Genomic DNA, 16881 nt, shown 5'->3' with positions numbered 1-16881 from the left:
CTGACAACGTGGTGGCAGCAATTACAGGGGCGGGTATCTCTGCCCACTCTAGCTGCGCCACAATCGCGCGCCATCCGGGCAAAACCCCAATACCGCCGCTTTCTCATGGCCATTCACACGATCCTCAAAATGGGCGACCCCAGGCTGCTGCGGATCGCCCAGCCCGTGCAGACTTTCGACACCCCCGAGCTGCACCAGCTGGTGGCCGACATGGAAGAGACCATGGCTGCCGCGAACGGTGCCGGCCTGGCGGCACCGCAGATCGGCGTGGACCTGCAGGTGGTGATCTTTGGCACCGGCGCGCCCAACCCGCGCTATCCGGATGCGCCCGTCGTGCCGCGCACGGTGCTGATCAACCCTGTCATCACCCCGCTGGGCGGTGAAGAGGAGGAGGGCTGGGAGGGCTGCCTCTCGGTGCCCGGGCTGCGGGCCGTCGTGCCGCGTTGGCGGCGCATCCGCTACCAGGGCTTTGCCGCGGACGGCAGCCGGCTGGAACGGGAGGTGGAGGGTTTCCACGCCCGCGTGGTGCAGCACGAGTGCGACCACCTGATGGGCACGCTGTATCCCATGCGCGTGCGCGACTTCACCCGCTTCGGTTTCACCGAAGTGGTGGCGCCGGGTGTGACGGAAAACGAAAAAAACTGAAACAAAAAGTCCTCTGAAACGGGCCGCGGCTTCGCTATGCTCGATTACTTTGTTGCGCTGCAACGCGGCGTTTCGTCTGAATGCAAATGAAACCACTTCTTATTCTGTTGAGCGCGCTGGGCCTGAGCGCCTGTGCCGGCATGGGGCCGCCGCCCGAGCGCAGTGTGCAGATGGTGGAGTCCAGCCTGCCCAAGGCCTGGTTCGCACCCGCCGTGCCCCACCAGGGCCAGACCACCTCGCTGGTCGATTGGTGGTCGCGCCTGGGAGACCCCCGGCTGCCGGAGCTGATCGGTCAGGCCCAGCAGGGCAGCGCCAGCATCATGGCGGCCCGGGCCCAGGTGTTTGCGGCGCGTGCGGCACTGGCCGGCGCCGACAGCGCCACGCTGCCCCAGGTGGGGCTGACGGCCGGCGCCTACCGCGGCGTGGACGCCAGCGCGCCATTGGGCACCGGCATGAACGTGGGCCTGCAGGCCTCGTGGGCGATCGACCTGTGGGGCCAGAACGCTTCGTCGGTGCGCCAGGCCTCGGCCCAGGCCAATGCAGCGCAGGCCGGCTGGCACGAGGCCCGGGTGCTGATGGCGGCCGAGACGGCGCGGCTGTACCTGGGCTGGCGCTCCTGCCTGGCGCAGAAGGCCGTGATCGACAGCGACCGCGCCTCACGCAGCATCACCGCGCAAAGCGCCGCAGACACCGAGCGCGCCGGTCTGCTCGCGCCGGCCACCGCGGCGCTGGCGCGGGCGGGCCAGGCCGACGCTGAGGCGCGGCTGGCGCAACAGCACCGCCAGTGCGAGCAGCAGTTCAAGGCCATCGTGGCGCTGGTGGGTGCCGACGAGCCGGCTCTGCGCGAGCGCCTGGGGGCCAGCGGCGCCTTGCCCGATCCGACTGCGGCCGGATCGGCACTGGCGGTGTCGGCCGTGCCGCTGGAAGTGATCCGCCAGCGGCCCGACGTGGCCCGCGCGCAGCAAGAGCTGGTGGCCGCTGCCGAGGGCGTGGGTGTGGCCCGCGCCGCGCTCTGGCCCAGCCTGAGCCTGAGCAGCAATGTGCTGCGCAACCGCTTCACCACCGGCGGAGAGAGCACCACGTTCAACTCCTGGTCGGTCGGTCCGCTGGCGCTGAACTTGCCGCTGATCGGCCGCGGTGGCCTGAACGCGTCAGCGGACGCCGCCGCTGCGCGCTACGAATCGGCAGCAATCGGCTACGCCAATGTGCTGCGCCGCGCCATCGCCGAGGTCGAGCAGTCGCTGGTGGCGCTGGACACGCTGCGCACCCAGCTGGTGGCCAGCCAGCAGGCCGTGGCGGGCTACACCCGTTCGTTCGAGGCCACCGAGGCGCGCTACCGCGTCGGCCTGGCCAACCTCAACGAGCTGGAGGAGGCCCGCCGGCTCAAGCTCAACGCCGACAGCGGCGCCGTGGCGCTGCAGCTGGACCACCTGAACACCTGGATCGCCCTGTACGTCGCCCTGGGCGGCGGTTTTGACCCCCAGATCGCGCCGGAAGCGGTGCGCCAAGCCTCATGAAGAAGACCATGCGCCACTCGTCTGCCCTGTCCCCGGTCCGCCTCCCGGCCATCCTGCTGCTGTCCTCCGTGCTCGCCGTGGCCTGCGGCGGCAGCGACAAGCCCGCTGAGGGGGCGGCTGCCGCCAGCCAGGCGGCGGCCGCGGCCGATGGCGCCGCACCCGCCGCACCCAAGCCCGCGATGACGGTGAGCACCGCCAAGCCGGAAACCGCCAGCCTGGCCCTGCAGCTGCAGGCCAACGGCAACATCGCCGCCTGGCAGGAGGCCAGCGTCGGCGCCGAGGTGCCGGGCCTGCGCCTGGCGACGGTGAACGTGAACATCGGCGATGTGGTGAAGAAGGGCCAGGTGCTGGCCACCTTCGCCCGAGAGACCACCGAAGCCGAGAGCCTGCAGGGCAAGGCTGCGCTGATGCAGGCCGAGGCCGCGGCCGAGAGCGCCAAGGCCGACGCCGACCGGGCGCGCTCGATCGAGAACACCGGGGCGCTGTCCAAGTCGCAGATCGCCCAGTACCTGACGCAGGAAAAGGTGACGCGGGCGCAGTTCGAAGCCGCCAAGGCCGCCTACGCCGCCAGCCAGGTGCGCCTGGGCAACACCCAGGTGCGCGCGCCGGACGACGGCGTGATCTCGGCCCGCACGGCCACGGTGGGTGCGGTGGCCGGCGCCGGGCAGGAGCTGTTCCGCCTGGTGCGGCAGAGCCGCATGGAGTGGCGCGCCGAGGTGACGCCGGCCGAGGTCGGCCAGGTCAAGGTGGGCCAGAAGGTGGAGGTCACGGCGGCCAGCGGCCTGACCGTGGCGGGCACGGTGCGCGCCATCGCGCCCACGGCCGATCCGCAGACCCGCAACGTGCTGGTGTTCGCCGATCTGCCCAAACACGCCGAGCTCAAGGCTGGCACCTTCGCGCGCGGCCAGTTCCAGATCGGCAGCAGCCAGGCGCTGACCGTGCCGGCGCAGGCCATCGTGGTGCGCGACGGCCACAACTACGTGTTCGTGATCGGTGCCGACAGCAAGGCCGGGCAGCGCAAGGTGGACACCGGGCGCCGCGCGGGTGACCGCGTGGAGGTGCTGCAAGGCCTGAAGGCCGACGAGACGGTGGCGGTACAGGGTGCCGGCTTCCTCAACGAGGGCGACCTCGTGAAGATCGCGCAGTGAAGGACCGGCCATGAACGTTTCCGCGTGGTCCATCCGCAACCCGATTCCGGCGGCGATGCTGTTCGTCATGCTCACGCTCGCCGGTCTGTTCTCGTTCCAGGCGATGAAGGTGCAGAACTTCCCCGACCTGGACGTGCCCAACATCACCATCGTCGCCAGCCTGCCGGGTGCCGCACCCAACCAGCTGGAAAACGACGTCGCGCGCAAGATCGAGAACAGCCTGGCGTCGCTGCAGGGCCTCAAGCACATCTACACCAAGGTGCAGGACGGCACGGTCTCGATCACGGCCGAGTTCCGGATCGAGAAACCCACACAGGAAGCGCTGGACGACGTGCGCTCGGCCGTGGCCAAGGTGCGCGGCGACCTGCCCACCGACCTGCGCGAGCCCATCGTCAACAAGCTGGAGCTGGCCGGTGGTGCGGTGCTGGCCTACACGGTGCGCTCGGACAAGATGGACGACGAGGCCATCTCCTGGTTCGTCGACAACGACGTGGCCAAGCTGCTGCTGTCGGTGCGTGGCGTGGGTGCGATCAACCGCGTGGGCGGCGTCAACCGCGAGGTGCAGATCCTGCTGGACCCGCTCAAGCTGCAGGCGCTGGGGGCCACCGCGGCCGACATATCGCGCCAGCTGGCCCGTGTGCAGATCGAGAGCGCGGGCGGCCGCGCCGACATCGGCGGCAGCCAGCAGCCGCTGCGCACGCTCTCGGCGATGAAGTCGGCCGAGGAGCTGGCCGCGCTGGAACTCTCGCTGTCCGATGGCCGTCGCATCCGGCTGGACCAGATCGCGACCGTGAAGGACACCATCGCCGAGCCGACCGCGGCGGCCTTCCTGGACGGCAAGCCGGTGGTCGGCTTCGAGGTGGCGCGCAGCAAGGGTGCCAGCGAGGTGGAGGTCGGGCAGGGCGTGCGCGCCAGGCTCAAGGAGTTGCAGGCCGCACGTCCGGACCTGCAGATCACCGAGTCGTTCGACTTCGTGACGCCGGTGGAGGAGGAGTTCAACGCCTCCATGACCCTGTTGTACGAGGGCGCCCTGCTGGCGGTGCTGGTGGTCTGGCTGTTCCTGCGCGACTTCCGCGCCACCGTGGTCTCGGCCGTGGCCCTGCCGCTGTCGGCCATCCCGGCCTTCATCGGCATGCACTACATGGGCTTCACCATCAACGTGGTCACGCTGCTGGCCATGTCGCTGGTCATCGGCATCCTGGTGGACGACGCCATCGTGGAGGTGGAGAACATCGTGCGCCACATGCGCATGGGCAAGACGCCGTACCAGGCGGCCATGGAAGCGGCGGACGAGATCGGCATGGCCGTGATCGCCACCACCTTCACCCTGATCGCGGTGTTCCTGCCCACGGCCTTCATGGCCGGCATTCCGGGCAAGTTCTTCAAGCAGTTCGGCTGGACGGCCGCGCTGGCGGTGTTCGCCTCGCTGGTGGTGGCGCGCGCGCTCACGCCCATGATGGCGGCCTACCTGCTCAAGCCGGTGGTGACCGCCAAGGAGCAGCCGGCCTGGGCGCGCAGCAACCGCTTCCTCGGCGGCCTCTGGGCCTGGATGACCAACCAGAACGAACCCGGCTGGCTCGACACCTACCAGCGCTGGGCCGCGGCCTGCATCCGCCACCGCTGGCTGACGCTGGTCGGCGCCATCCTCTTCTTCTTCGGCTCGCTGGCGCTGATCCCGCTGCTACCCCAGGGCTTCATCCCGCCGGACGACAACTCGCAGACCCAGGTCTACCTGGAGCTGCCGCCGGGTGCCACGCTGGCGCAGACCGTGGCCACCGCCGAACGGGCGCGGGTGCTCGTGAACGGGGTGCAGCACGTCAAGTCGGTGTACACCACCATCGGCTCCGGCTCGGCCGGCACCGACCCCTTCGCGCCGCAGGGCGCGCAGGAGTCGCGCAAGGCGGCGCTGACCATCCAGCTCGACCCGCGCGGCCAGCGCCCGCGCAAGCAGGTGATCGAGAACCAGATCCGCGAAGTGATGTCCGGTCTGCCGGGCGTGCGCTACAAGGTGGGCCTGGGCGGCTCGGGCGAGAAATACATCCTGACGCTCACCGGCAACGACGCCAGCGCGCTGTCGACCGCGGCCCGCGCCATCGAGCGCGACCTGCGCACCATCAACGGCGTGGGCAGCATCCAGTCGTCGGCCGCGCTGGTGCGCACCGAGATCATCGTCACGCCCGACCTGCAGCGCGCCGCCGATCTGGGCGTGACCAGTTCGGCCATCGCCGAGACGCTGCGCATCGCCACCGTGGGCGATTACGACAGTGCGCTGCCCAAGCTGAACCTGCCGCAGCGCCAGGTGCCGATCGTGGTCAAGCTCGACAGCGCCGCGCGCGAAAACCTGGAGGTGCTGGGCCGCCTGTCCGTGCCCGGCGCCAAGGGCCCGGTCATGCTCAGCCAGGTCGCCACGCTGACTTTCGGCGGCGGCCCGGCCGTGATCGACCGCTACGACCGCTCGCGCAACATCAACTTCGAGGTCGAGCTCGCCGGCATCCCGCTGGGCGACATGAAGACCGCGGTGGACGCGCTGCCCAGCATCCGCAACCTGCCGCCGGGCGTGCAGGTGCTGGAGATCGGCGACGCCGAGGTGCAGGGCGAGCTGTTCGCCAGCTTCGGCCTGGCCATGCTGACCGGCGTGCTGTGCATCTACATCGTGCTGGTGCTGCTGTTCAAGGCCTTCCTGATGCCGCTGACCATCCTGCCGGCGCTGCTGATGTCCTTCGGGGGCGCCTTCGTGGCCCTGCTGCTGACCAACAAGAGCTTTTCCATGCCCTCGCTGATCGGCCTGGTGATGCTGATGGGGGTGGCGTCGAAGAACTCCATCCTGCTGGTGGAGTACGCCATAGAAGCGCGTCGCCAGCGCGGCCTGCCGAGGCTGGAAGCCATCCTGGATGCCTGCCACAAGCGGGCGCGGCCGATTGTCATGACCACCATTGCCATGGTGGCCGGCATGCTGCCGGTGGCGGTGGGTTCGGGGGCAGCGGACAGCAGCTTCCGCTCGCCGATGGCGGTGGCGGTGATCGGCGGTCTGGTGACCTCGACCCTGCTGAGCCTGCTGGTGGTGCCGGCGGTGTTCACCATCGTCGACGACCTGAGCATCTTCTTCGCCCGCCTGTTCGGCCGCCAAGTGCGCGATGAGCGCGCCCACGAGCGGGACCCGAACGCACTGAGCCACCCCGCCTGAGCGGACAGCTGGAGGGCGCTCAGCCCTCCAGCGTTTCCAGCAGTTCGGTCTCGATTTCGATCTGGCGCTTGTTGACCTGCAGCTCGGGTCCGCTGATCAGGAACGTGTCCTCGACCCGCTCGCCCAGGGTGCTGACCTTGGCCAGCTGCACGCTGATGTGGTGCTGGGCCAGCACGCGCGAGATGCAGTAGAGCAGGCCGGCGCGGTCGCTGGCGGAGATGCTCAGCAGCCAGCGCTGGGCTTTTTCGTCCGGCCGCAGGTCCACCCGTGGCGTGATCGGGAAGCTCTTGACCCGGCGCGAGAGCCGCCCCTTGCTGGGCGGCGGCAGCGGGCCGCGCTCGTCGATGGTGCTGGCGAGCTTGTTTTCGACCATCGCGATCAGCTCGCGGTAGTGCTCCGACAGCGTGGGCGCCACCACCTGGAAGGTGTCCAGCGCGTGTCCGGTCATGGTGGTGTGGATGCGGGCGTCGAGGATCGAGAACCCGGCGTTGTCGAAGTAGCCGCAGATGCGGGCGAAGAGGTCGTTCTGGTCCGGCGAATAGACCAGCACCTGCAGGCCCTCGCCCTCGGGCGAGAGGCGGGCGCGCACGATGGCGGCGTCGGGGGGCACCCCGGTGCCGCTGCGTGCGTTGATGGCCAGCTGGCGCGTGAGCACCCGTGTGTGCCAGGCGATCTCGTCGGCCTGGTGGCGCATGAAATAGCCCACGTCCAGCGTGTCCCACAGAGCCTTGTGCGCCTGGTGGGGCAGGGCGTGCAGCGCCAGCATGGACAGGGCCTCGCGCTTGCGCGCCTCGACCACGGCGTCCGGGTCGGGGGCGCGGCCGCCCAGGGCGCGCAGGGTGTAGCGGTACAGGTCTTCCAGCAGCTTGCCCTTCCAGGCGTTCCACACCTTGGGGCTGGTGCCGCGGATGTCGGCCACCGTGAGCAGGTAGAGCGCCGTGAGGTAGCGCTCGTTGCCCACGCGCTGGGCGAAGGCGGTGATCACGTCCGGGTCGCTCAGGTCTTCCTTTTGCGCGATGCGGCTCATGGTCAGGTGTTCGGACACCAGGAACTCGATCAGCTTGGCGTCTTCGCGCGCGATGCCGTGCTGGCGGCAGAAGCTGCGCACGTCGCGCGCACCCAGCTCGGAGTGGTCGCCGCCGCGACCCTTGGCGATGTCGTGGAACAGCGCCGCCACGTAGAAGATCCAGGGCTTGTCCCAGCCCGCGGCCAACTGAGAGCAGAACGGGTATTCGTGCGAGTGCTCGGCAATAAAAAATCGGCGCACGTTGCGCAGCACCATCAGGATGTGCTGGTCGACCGTGTAGACGTGGAACAGGTCGTGCTGCATCTGGCCCACGATGTGGCGGAACACCCATAGGTAGCGGCCCAGCACCGAGGTCTGGTTCATCAGCCGCATGGCGTGCGTGATGCCCTCGGGCTGCTGCAGGATCTGCAGGAAAGTGGCGTGGTTGACCGGGTCGGCGCGGAAGGCGCCGTTCATGATCGGGCGCGCGTTGTACAGCGCGCGCAGCGTGCGCGCCGACAGGCCCTTGATGCCCACCGTGGTCTGGTATAGCAGGAAGGTTTCGAGAATGGCGTGCGGCTGCTGGATGTAGAGGTTGTCGCTGGCCACTTCCAGCATGCCGGCCTTGTCGTAGAAGCGCTCGTTGATCGGGCGCATCTGGTCGGCGCCGCTCTCGTCGCTGTTCAGGCGCTCCTCGATGTTGAGCAGCAGGATCTGGTTGAGCTGGGTCACGGCCTTGGCCGCCCAGTAGTAGCGCCGCATCAGCTCCTCGCTGGCGCGGCGGGCCAGGCGTGCGGTGGGCGCGGGTGGCTGCTCGTCAGGGCCGGCGGGGGCCTGTGCCTGCGCCTTGTAGCCGAAGGACTCGGCCACTGCGGTCTGCAGGTCGAACACCAGCCGGTCTTCGCGCCGGTGGGCCAGCAGGTGCAGCCGCGCGCGGATCAGGCTCAGCAGGGCCTCGTTGGCCTTGATCTGGCGCACCTCCAGCGGCGTGGCCAGGCCCCGGCGTGCCAACTCGTCCCAGCTGCGCCCCAGGCCGGCGGCCTTGGCCACCCAGAGGATGACCTGCAGGTCGCGCAGGCCGCCCGGCGACTCCTTGCAGTTGGGTTCGAGCGAGTAGGGCGTGTTCTCGTACTTGGTGTGGCGCTGGCGCATTTCCAGCGTCTTGGCCACAAAGAAGGCCTTGGGGTCCATGACCTCGCCCAGGCGCCGCACCAGGCCTGTGAACTGCGCCCGCGAGCCCACAATCAGGCGGCATTCGAGCAGCGAGGTCTGCACCGTCACGTCGCGCACGGCCTCTTCGACGCATTCGGCGGCGGTGCGCACGCTGGAGCCGATTTCCAGCCCCACGTCCCAGCAGGCGCCGATGAAGGACTCCAGACGCGCCTTCAGCGCTTCATCGCCATCTGGCGTCGCGCCGTCGGGCAGCAGCACCAGCACGTCGACGTCCGAGTTCGGGAACAGCTCGCCACGGCCATAGCCGCCGACAGCCAGGAGCGAGAAGCCCGGACCGAAGCCTGCATTGGTCCAGAGTTGGCGCAGCGTGCCGTCGGTCAGCCGGGCCAGTTGCTGCAGGGTGCGGCGCACGCCGCGGGTCGATGAACCCTGTTCGCCCAGCTGGGTGAACAAGGTGGTTTTGTTTTCGCGGTAGCGCTGGCGCAGCGCGCCGAGATCGCCTGCGGCTTCAGCCATGGGAGCGCTCCGGAATCAGCAGGCGGTGGTGGTCACGAACGAGGGAAGGGGCGGGCTGCCGGCCGAGAGCGTGAGCACCTCGTAGCCCGTGGGCGTGACCAGCACGGTGTGTTCCCACTGCGCAGACAGCGAACGGTCGCGCGTGACGATGGTCCAGCCGTCGCCCATCTCCTTGATGTCGCGCTTGCCGGCATTGATCATGGGCTCGATGGTGAAGGTCATGCCAGGCTTGAGCTCTTCGAGCGTGCCGGGGCGGCCGTAGTGCAGCACCTGCGGCTCTTCGTGGAAGCGCTGACCGATGCCGTGGCCGCAGAACTCGCGCACCACGGAATAGCCGTTGCCTTCGGCGTAGGTCTGGATCGCGTGGCCGATGTCGCCCAGGCGCACGCCGGGCTTGACCATCACGATGCCCTTCCACATGGCCTCGAAGGTGACCTGGGTCAGCCGCCGGGCCTGCACGCTGCAAGCCGCTTCTCCACCGATGAGGAACATGCGGCTGTTGTCACCGTACCAGCCCTCCGGCGTGATCACGGTGACATCGACGTTGAGGATGTCACCCTTCTTCAGCGGCTTGTCGTTGGGGATGCCGTGGCAGACCACGTGGTTGATCGAGGTGCAGAGGTGGCCCGGGTAGGGTGGGTAACCGGGGGGCTGGTAACCTATGGTCGCCGAGCGCGTGCCCTGCTGCTTCATGTACTCGGCCGAGAGGCGGTCGATCTCCAGCGTGGTCACGCCGGGCTGGATGTGCGGGGTCAGGAAGTCCAGAACCTCGGAGGCCAGTCGGCAGGCCGCGCGCATGCCGGCGATGCCAGCCTCGTCTTTGTAGGTGATGCTCATGGGACGCAATTATCCCGTGGCGGGCAACGGTTTGAAACGAAGGGTGAAATAGCCACCCGGGCGCTGTCGCCACTCCTATACTCGCCCGCTCCCCAACACCCCCACAGAGAGGCGCTCGAATGAAGAAGCTATTGATCACCGGTTTGTCCCTGATGGCCCTGACGGGCTCTGCGCTGGCGCAGGGCGTGGGCGTATACGGCGTTGTCGGTACAGGTGGTGCAGGGGTGGGGCTGAACCTGCCAGTCGGCCCTGCGCTGGGCATTCGCGGCGAGCTGGCCAGCCTCACCGAATCGGACACCTACACCGAAGACCAGATCACCTACAAGGGTGACCTCAAGCTCAAGGGCAACGGCGTGTTCGTCGACTTCCGCCCCTTCCTGGGCACGTTCCGCCTGGTGGGCGGCGCCACCTTCGGCGGCACCTCGGCCGCGCTGAACGCGCAGGCCACGAACGGCTCGGTCACCATCGACGGCCAGCGCTTCGACGCCACCGGCAACTCGCTGCGCGCCGACATCAAGTACCCGAGCACCATGCCCTACATCGGCGTGGGCTGGGGCCACGGCCGGCACAACGAGCCGGGCTGGACCTTCGGTCTGGACCTGGGCGTGTCCATCGGCAAGCCCAAGGTCCGGCTGACCGGTTCGGGCGGCCTGCTGGCCCAGCCGGGCGCGCAGGCGGCCATCGCCGCGGAAGAACGCAAGGTGCAGGACGACCTGAACAGCGCCAAGGTGCTGCCGGTCATCAAGGTGAGCGTCGGCTACCAGTTTTAGCCCCCCCGCGCCGATTCGCGCCCCCCCCAGGGGGCGCCAGCTGCGGCCCGGCGGAGCCGGTTCCCCGCTGGCCTGGATGCCGCCTGCGGGGTGATTCGGGTTGAGGGGCAAAGGTAAAATCTCGGGTTTTCACCGACCCCTGCGGTCATCCAGCCCCAAGGCCACCCACCGTGACCCTGCACCTGCGCTTTTTTGACGGCGGCAACGCCATCAGCGACTTCAAAGTCCAGCAACTCCTGCCCCGTCTGCAGGGCATTTCCGACAAGATCACCGGCCTCTCGGCCCGCTTCGTGCACCTGGCGTCCTTCGACGCCGAGCCCGACGCCGCCACGGTGGAGCGCCTGGGCCAGCTGATGACCTACGGCGAGCCGGCCACCGAGGCCTTTGTCGCCGCCGAAAAGGCCGGCGCGCCCGCGCTCTACGTGCTGCCCCGCCTGGGCACCGTCTCACCCTGGGCCTCGAAGGCCACCGACATCGCACACAACTGCGGCCTGGCGCTGCACCGCGTCGAGCGCCTGGTCGAATTCCGCATCGGCCTCAAGAGCGGCCTGCTGGGCAAGGCCAGCCTGAGCGAAGACCAGCTGCGCGCCGTGGCCGACCTGCTGCACGACCGCATGACCGAGGCCGTGACCACCGAGCGCAGCCAGGCCGAAGCCCTTTTCACCGAACTGCACCCCGCGCCCATGGAGCATGTGGACGTGCTGGGTGGTGGTCGCGCAGCGCTGGAGAAGGCAAACGGCGAATGGGGCCTGGCCCTGGCCGACGACGAGATCGATTACCTGGTCAACGCCTTCAACGGTCTCAAGCGCAACCCGACCGACGTCGAGCTGATGATGTTCGCGCAGGCCAACAGCGAACACTGCCGCCACAAGATCTTCAACGCGCAGTTCACCATCGACGGTGTGGCGCAGGACAAGAGCCTGTTCGGCATGATCCGCCATACGCACCAGACGAGTCCGCAGCACACCATCGTGGCGTACTCGGACAACGCGTCCATCATGGAAGGCCACCAGCTGGAGCGCTTCGTCGCCAAGGCCGGCGGCAATGCGTCGCCCGCCTACCAGGCCGAAGCCGCGCAGCACCACATCCTGATGAAGGTGGAAACGCACAACCACCCGACCGCGATTTCCCCGTTCCCCGGCGCCTCCACCGGCGCGGGCGGCGAGATCCGCGACGAGGGCGCGACCGGCCGCGGCTCCAAGCCCAAGGCGGGCCTCACCGGCTTCACCGTCTCCAAGCTCTGGGGTGGTTTGAGCGACCAGCCGGGCGGCAAGCCCGAGCACATCGCCAGCCCGTTGCAGATCATGACCGAGGGCCCGCTGGGCGGCGCCGCGTTCAACAACGAGTTCGGTCGTCCGAACCTGCTGGGCTACTTCCGCGAGTACGAGCAGGACGTGGGCGGCGTGACCCGCGGTTACCACAAGCCCATCATGATCGCGGGCGGCCTGGGCCAGATCGACGCCGGCCAGACGAAGAAGATCGATTTCCCGGCCGGTACGCTGCTGATCCAGCTCGGCGGCCCGGGCATGAAGATCGGCATGGGCGGCGGTGCCGCCAGCTCCATGGCCACCGGCACCAATGCCGCCTCGCTGGACTTTGACAGCGTGCAGCGTGGCAACCCCGAGATCGAGCGCCGGGCGCAGGAGGTCATCAACCACTGCTGGGCGCAGGGTGACAAGAACCCGGTGCTGTTCATCCACGACGTGGGCGCGGGTGGCCTGTCCAACGCCTTCCCCGAGCTGGTGAACGACGCCGGCCGCGGCGCGCGCTTTGATCTGCGCGCCGTGCCGCTGGAAGAGAGCGGTCTGGCGCCCAAGGAAATCTGGTGCAACGAGAGCCAGGAGCGCTACGTGCTGGCCATCGCGCCCGAGTCGCTGGAACAGTTCAAGGCTTTCTGCGAGCGCGAGCGCTGCCCGTTCTCGGTCGTTGGCGTGGCGACCGAAGAGCGCCACCTGTCGCTGGTGGACGAGGGCAACGAAAGCCCGGTCGACATGCCGATGGACGTGTTGCTAGGCAAGCCGCCCAAGATGCACCGCGACGTCAAGACGGTCCAGCGCACATTCAAGCCGATGGACCTGACCGGCGTGTCGCTGGAAAAGGCCGTGATCGACGTGCTGAGCCACCCGACCGTCGCCTCCAAGCGCTTCCTGGTCACCATCGGCGACCGCACGGTGGGTGGACTGACTCACCGCGACCAGATGGTGGGCCCCTGGCAGGTGCCGGTGGCCGACTGCGCCGTGACCCTGGCCGACTACGCCGGTTTCGCCGGTGAAGCCATGTCCATGGGCGAGCGCACGCCGCTAGCTTCGATCAACGCTGCGGCTTCGGGCCGCATGGCGGTGGCCGAAGCGATCACCAACCTGCTGGCTGCCCCCATCGAACTGCCGCGCGTCAAGCTGTCGGCCAACTGGATGGCCGCTTGCGGCGAACCCGGCGAAGACGCCGACCTGTACGCCACTGTCAAGGCCATCGGTATGGAGCTGTGCCCGGCGCTGGACGTGTCGGTGCCCGTGGGCAAGGACAGCCTGTCCATGCGCACGCAGTGGACCGCCGACGGCGAAAAGAAGAAGGTCACCTCGCCGGTGAGCCTGATCGTCAGCGCCTTCGCGACGCTGGCCGACGTGCGCGGCACGCTCACGCCGCAGCTCAACCGCGACATCGACGACACCACGCTGGTGCTGGTCGACCTGGGCAAGGGCCGCAACCGCCTGGGCGGCAGTGTGCTGGGCCTGACGCTGGGCCAGCCGGGCGACGAGGTGCCCGATCTGGACAGCCCGCAAGACCTGATCAACCTGGTCAACGCCGTGAACGCGCTGCGCGCCAAGGGCCAGATCCTGGCCTACCACGACCGTTCAGACGGCGGCCTGCTGGCCGCGGCGGCCGAGATGGCCTTCGCCGGTCATGTGGGCGTGTCGCTGAACGTGGACATGCTGGTCACCGAAGGCGACGGCATTTCCGACAGCCGCATGGACACCGGCGATGCCAAGAACTGGGCGCAGCAGGTCAGCGCCCGCCGCGAGGAACTCACGCTCAAGGCCCTATTCAGCGAAGAGCTGGGCGTCGTGCTGCAGGTGAAGACCGAAGACCGCAACGCCGTGATGCAGACCCTTCGCGAGCACGGCCTGTCCAAGCACAGCCACTTCGTCGGCAAGACCCGCCCGGCGTCCTCGTCCATCGACGTGGGCAAGGGCCAGCTGCAGGTCTGGCGCGACACCAAGGCCGTGTTCAGCGCCAGCCTGTACGACCTGCAGCAGGTCTGGGACAGCGTCAGCTGGAAGATCAACCAGCAGCGCGACAACCCGGCCTGCGCCGACAGCGAACACGCCGCCGCCGGTTTTCCGGAAGACCCGGGCATGCACGTGGCCCTGACGTTCGACCCGCTGGACAACGTGGCTGCGCCGTTCCTGAACCTGAGCAAGCCGAAGGTCGCGATCCTGCGCGAGCAGGGCGTGAACTCGCACGTGGAGATGGCCTACGCCTTCACCCAGGCCGGCTTTGAGGCCTACGACGTGCACATGACCGACCTGCAGTCGGGCCGCGCCAAGCTGGCCGACTTCAAGGGCGTGGTCGCCTGTGGCGGCTTCAGCTATGGCGACACGCTGGGCGCCGGCATCGGCTGGGCGCGCAGCATCACCTTCAACCCGGTGCTGTCCGAGCAGTTCCAGGGCTTCTTCGGCCGCGCCGACACCTTCGGCCTGGGCGTGTGCAACGGCTGCCAGATGTTCGCCGAGCTGGCCGACATCATCCCCGGTGCCGAGGCCTGGCCGCGCTTCACCACCAACCAGAGCGAGCGTTTCGAAGCCCGCCTGTCCATGGTGGAAGTGCTGGAATCGCCCAGCCTGTTCCTGCAGGGCATGGCCGGCAGCCGCCTGCCGATCGCGGTGGCGCACGGCGAAGGCTTTGCCAACTTCAAGCACCGCGGCAACCCGGCGCAGGCCATCGCCGCCATGCGTTTCGTCGACAACAGCGGCGCCGCCACCGAGCAGTACCCGTTCAACCCGAACGGCAGCCCGGGCGGCCTGACGGCGGTCACCACGGCCGACGGCCGCTTCACGGCCATGATGCCGCACCCCGAGCGCGTGTTCCGCAACATCCAGATGAGCTGGACCAGCGGCAGCGCCAGCGACCTGAGCCCGTGGATGCGCATCTGGCGCAACGCTCGCAAGTTCGTCGGCTGACCTCATGGCTCGCCAGCACCCGCTGCCCTACGACACCATCCAGGCCTACGCCCGCGACGGGGCGGTGGTGCTGCGGGGCGTGCTCAACGCCGACGAGCTGCGCACGCTCGAAGCCGGCATTGAATACAACCTGGCCCACCTGAGTCCACTGGCGCTGGTGGCGAGCGAGCCAGACGACCCCGGCCGCTTCGTCGAGGACTTCTGCACCTGGCAGACCAACCCGGACTACCAGCGCATCCTCAAGGAGTCGGCCCTGCCGCATCTGGCCGCCCAGCTGATGCAGAGCCGCACGGCGCGCCTGTACCACGACCACCTGCTGGTCAAGGAAGCCGGTACCCGCCAGCCGACACCGTGGCACCAGGACCAGCCGTACTACAACGTCGGCGGCAGGCAGAACGTCAGCTTCTGGATACCGGTCGACCCGGTGCCGCTGGCCAGCACGCTGCGCTTCGTCGCCGGCTCGCACGACGGCACCTGGTACATGCCGCGCACCTTCCGCGACCAGCAGGCCAAGTGGTTCCCGGAGGGCACGCTGGCCGAGCTGCCGCCCATCGACGCCGAGCCCGGCACCTACCGGCAACTGGGCTGGGCGCTGGAGCCGGGCGACTGCGTGGCCTTCCACATGCTCAGCCTGCACGCCAGCAGCGGCACCGGTCCGGGCGCGCGGCGGCGCGTGTTTTCCGCCCGCTACCTGGGCGATGATGCGGTCCACGCGCCTCGCCGCTGGCGCACCTCCCCGCCATTCCCTGGCCTCGACCAGCGCCTGCCCGACGGCGCAGCGATGGACGACCCGCTGTTTCCCCTTGTCTGGTCCTGAAAGTTGAACCACCGCCATGGCCTCCAGCCTGCTCGCACTGCTTGACGACATCGCCACCCTGCTCGACGACGTGGCCACCATGACCAAGGTCGCGGCGCGCCAGAGCGTGTCCGCCGCCGACGACGTGGCGGCCATGACGCAGATGGCCGCGAAAAAGACAGCCGGCGTGCTGGGCGACGACCTGGCGCTCAACGCGCAGCAGGTGACTGGCGTGAACGCCGATCGCGAACTACCGGTGGTCTGGGCGGTGGCCAAGGGCTCGCTGCTGAACAAGGCCATCCTGGTGCCGGCGGCGCTGGCCATCAGCGCTGTGGCACCCTGGGCGATCACACCCCTGCTGATGCTGGGCGGTCTGTTCCTGTGCTTCGAAGGTGCCGAGAAGCTGATGCACAAGTTCTTCCACGCGAAGGAAGCCGACGACGCCCACCACGCCGAGCTCGTGAAGGCCGTGAGCGACGAGAAAGTGGACCTGGTCGCGTTCGAGAAGGAGAAGATCAAGGGTGCCGTGCGCACCGACTTCATTCTCTCGGCCGAGATCATCGTCATCACCCTGGGCGCGGTCGCCACGGCACCCTTTGCCCAGCAGGTCGCGGTGCTGGTCGGCATCTCGCTGATCATGACCCTGGGCGTGTACGGCCTGGTCGGCGGCATCGTCAAGCTCGACGACGCGGGCCTGCACCTGAGCCGCAGCGGCTCATCCGCCACGCAAGCCTTCGGCCGAGGTCTGCTGGCCTTTGCGCCCTGGCTGATGAAGGCCCTGTCGGTGCTGGGTACGGCGGCGATGTTCCTGGTGGGCGGCGGCATCCTGCTGCACGGTGTACCGGCGCTGGGACACGCGGTCGAGCACTGGGCCGGGGGCCTGGGCGCCATCGGTGGCGTGGTCAACAGCCTGGCGGGCGGGGTTTCCGGCCTCATTGCCGGCATCGTCTGCGTGCTGCTGTTCAACGCCTTCAACAAGCTGCGCGGCCAGTCCGCACACTGAATGAACAAGGGCGGGCCTTGACTTGTGTCAAGGCCTCAACAACGCGGTTGGCCCAGACTGGCATCCAGATCGTGAGTGTGCTGAAGACCGGCTTCGGTGCACACCAAC

10 protein-coding genes are annotated in these 16881 nt (G+C 68.6%); 8 read left to right on the top strand and 2 right to left on the bottom strand.

All coding sequences use genetic code 11. From position 1 onward, the window contains the following. The first annotated feature begins 105 nt into the window (after positions 1–105). From def to HPF_RS12040, 4 genes are all read left to right on the top strand, one after another. On the top strand, positions 106–645 hold the full coding sequence (gene def / locus HPF_RS12055; protein ID WP_133156743.1) for a peptide deformylase: 540 nt from the start codon (positions 106–108) through the stop codon (positions 643–645). Between the two features lie 86 nt (positions 646–731). Next, positions 732–2162, top strand: coding sequence for an efflux transporter outer membrane subunit (locus HPF_RS12050; protein ID WP_165961695.1), 1431 nt, complete (start codon positions 732–734; stop codon positions 2160–2162). Continuing rightward, positions 2159–3310 carry an efflux RND transporter periplasmic adaptor subunit gene (locus tag HPF_RS12045; RefSeq protein WP_243721562.1) on the top strand — a complete coding sequence of 384 codons (1152 nt, stop codon included), beginning with the start codon at positions 2159–2161 and terminating at the stop codon, positions 3308–3310. The genes HPF_RS12050 and HPF_RS12045 overlap by 4 nt, the downstream gene beginning before the upstream one ends. A gap of 10 nt (positions 3311–3320) precedes the next feature. Beyond that, the gene (locus HPF_RS12040) at positions 3321–6494 is read left to right on the top strand and encodes an efflux RND transporter permease subunit (protein ID WP_133156741.1); all 3174 of its coding nucleotides are present in this window, start codon (positions 3321–3323) and stop codon (positions 6492–6494) included. 19 nt (positions 6495–6513) lie between these two features. Here the strand turns inward: HPF_RS12040 and HPF_RS12035 are convergent, their stop codons facing one another. Then, on the bottom strand, positions 6514–9189 hold the full coding sequence (locus HPF_RS12035) for a [protein-PII] uridylyltransferase (protein WP_133156740.1): 2676 nt from the start codon (positions 9187–9189) through the stop codon (positions 6514–6516). Positions 9190–9204: 15 nt separating this feature from the next. Next, positions 9205–10026, bottom strand: coding sequence for a type I methionyl aminopeptidase (map, locus tag HPF_RS12030; protein WP_133156739.1), 822 nt, complete (start codon positions 10024–10026; stop codon positions 9205–9207). Positions 10027–10145: 119 nt separating this feature from the next. Here map and HPF_RS12025 point away from each other — a divergent pair, with 119 nt between their 5' ends. The 4 genes from HPF_RS12025 to HPF_RS12010 all read left to right on the top strand — a co-directional run bounded on the left by HPF_RS12025 (position 10146) and on the right by HPF_RS12010 (position 16773). Then, positions 10146–10796 carry a hypothetical protein gene (locus HPF_RS12025; RefSeq protein WP_127805983.1) on the top strand — a complete coding sequence of 217 codons (651 nt, stop codon included), beginning with the start codon at positions 10146–10148 and terminating at the stop codon, positions 10794–10796. A gap of 170 nt (positions 10797–10966) precedes the next feature. After that, positions 10967–14974, top strand: coding sequence for a phosphoribosylformylglycinamidine synthase (gene purL, locus HPF_RS12020; RefSeq protein ID WP_133156738.1), 4008 nt, complete (start codon positions 10967–10969; stop codon positions 14972–14974). 4 nt (positions 14975–14978) lie between these two features. Continuing rightward, positions 14979–15791 (top strand): phytanoyl-CoA dioxygenase family protein, encoded by an 813-nt coding sequence (locus tag HPF_RS12015; protein WP_133156737.1) that lies wholly within the window; start codon positions 14979–14981, stop codon positions 15789–15791. A gap of 16 nt (positions 15792–15807) precedes the next feature. Continuing rightward, on the top strand, positions 15808–16773 hold the full coding sequence (locus HPF_RS12010) for a DUF808 domain-containing protein (protein ID WP_133156736.1): 966 nt from the start codon (positions 15808–15810) through the stop codon (positions 16771–16773). Positions 16774–16881: the final 108 nt, after the last annotated feature.

The organism is Hydrogenophaga pseudoflava, from assembly GCF_004353865.1.
GTDB classification, from domain to species: Bacteria; Pseudomonadota; Gammaproteobacteria; order Burkholderiales; family Burkholderiaceae_C; genus Hydrogenophaga; species Hydrogenophaga pseudoflava.
This window is presented reverse-complemented; position numbering and strand designations above follow the sequence as displayed.

What these genes read in the sequence shown, in the direction of transcription:
- def (WP_133156743.1), top strand. Translation starts at nt 106, where the DNA reads ATGGCCATTCACACGATCCTCAAAATGGGCGACCCCAGGCTGCTGCGG.
- HPF_RS12050 (WP_165961695.1), top strand. Translation starts at nt 732, where the DNA reads ATGAAACCACTTCTTATTCTGTTGAGCGCGCTGGGCCTGAGCGCCTGT.
- HPF_RS12045 (WP_243721562.1), top strand. Translation starts at nt 2,159, where the DNA reads ATGAAGAAGACCATGCGCCACTCGTCTGCCCTGTCCCCGGTCCGCCTC.
- HPF_RS12040 (WP_133156741.1), top strand. Translation starts at nt 3,321, where the DNA reads ATGAACGTTTCCGCGTGGTCCATCCGCAACCCGATTCCGGCGGCGATG.
- HPF_RS12035 (WP_133156740.1), bottom strand. Translation starts at nt 9,189, where the DNA reads ATGGCTGAAGCCGCAGGCGATCTCGGCGCGCTGCGCCAGCGCTACCGC.
- map (WP_133156739.1), bottom strand. Translation starts at nt 10,026, where the DNA reads ATGAGCATCACCTACAAAGACGAGGCTGGCATCGCCGGCATGCGCGCG.
- HPF_RS12025 (WP_127805983.1), top strand. Translation starts at nt 10,146, where the DNA reads ATGAAGAAGCTATTGATCACCGGTTTGTCCCTGATGGCCCTGACGGGC.
- HPF_RS12015 (WP_133156737.1), top strand. Translation starts at nt 14,979, where the DNA reads ATGGCTCGCCAGCACCCGCTGCCCTACGACACCATCCAGGCCTACGCC.
- HPF_RS12010 (WP_133156736.1), top strand. Translation starts at nt 15,808, where the DNA reads ATGGCCTCCAGCCTGCTCGCACTGCTTGACGACATCGCCACCCTGCTC.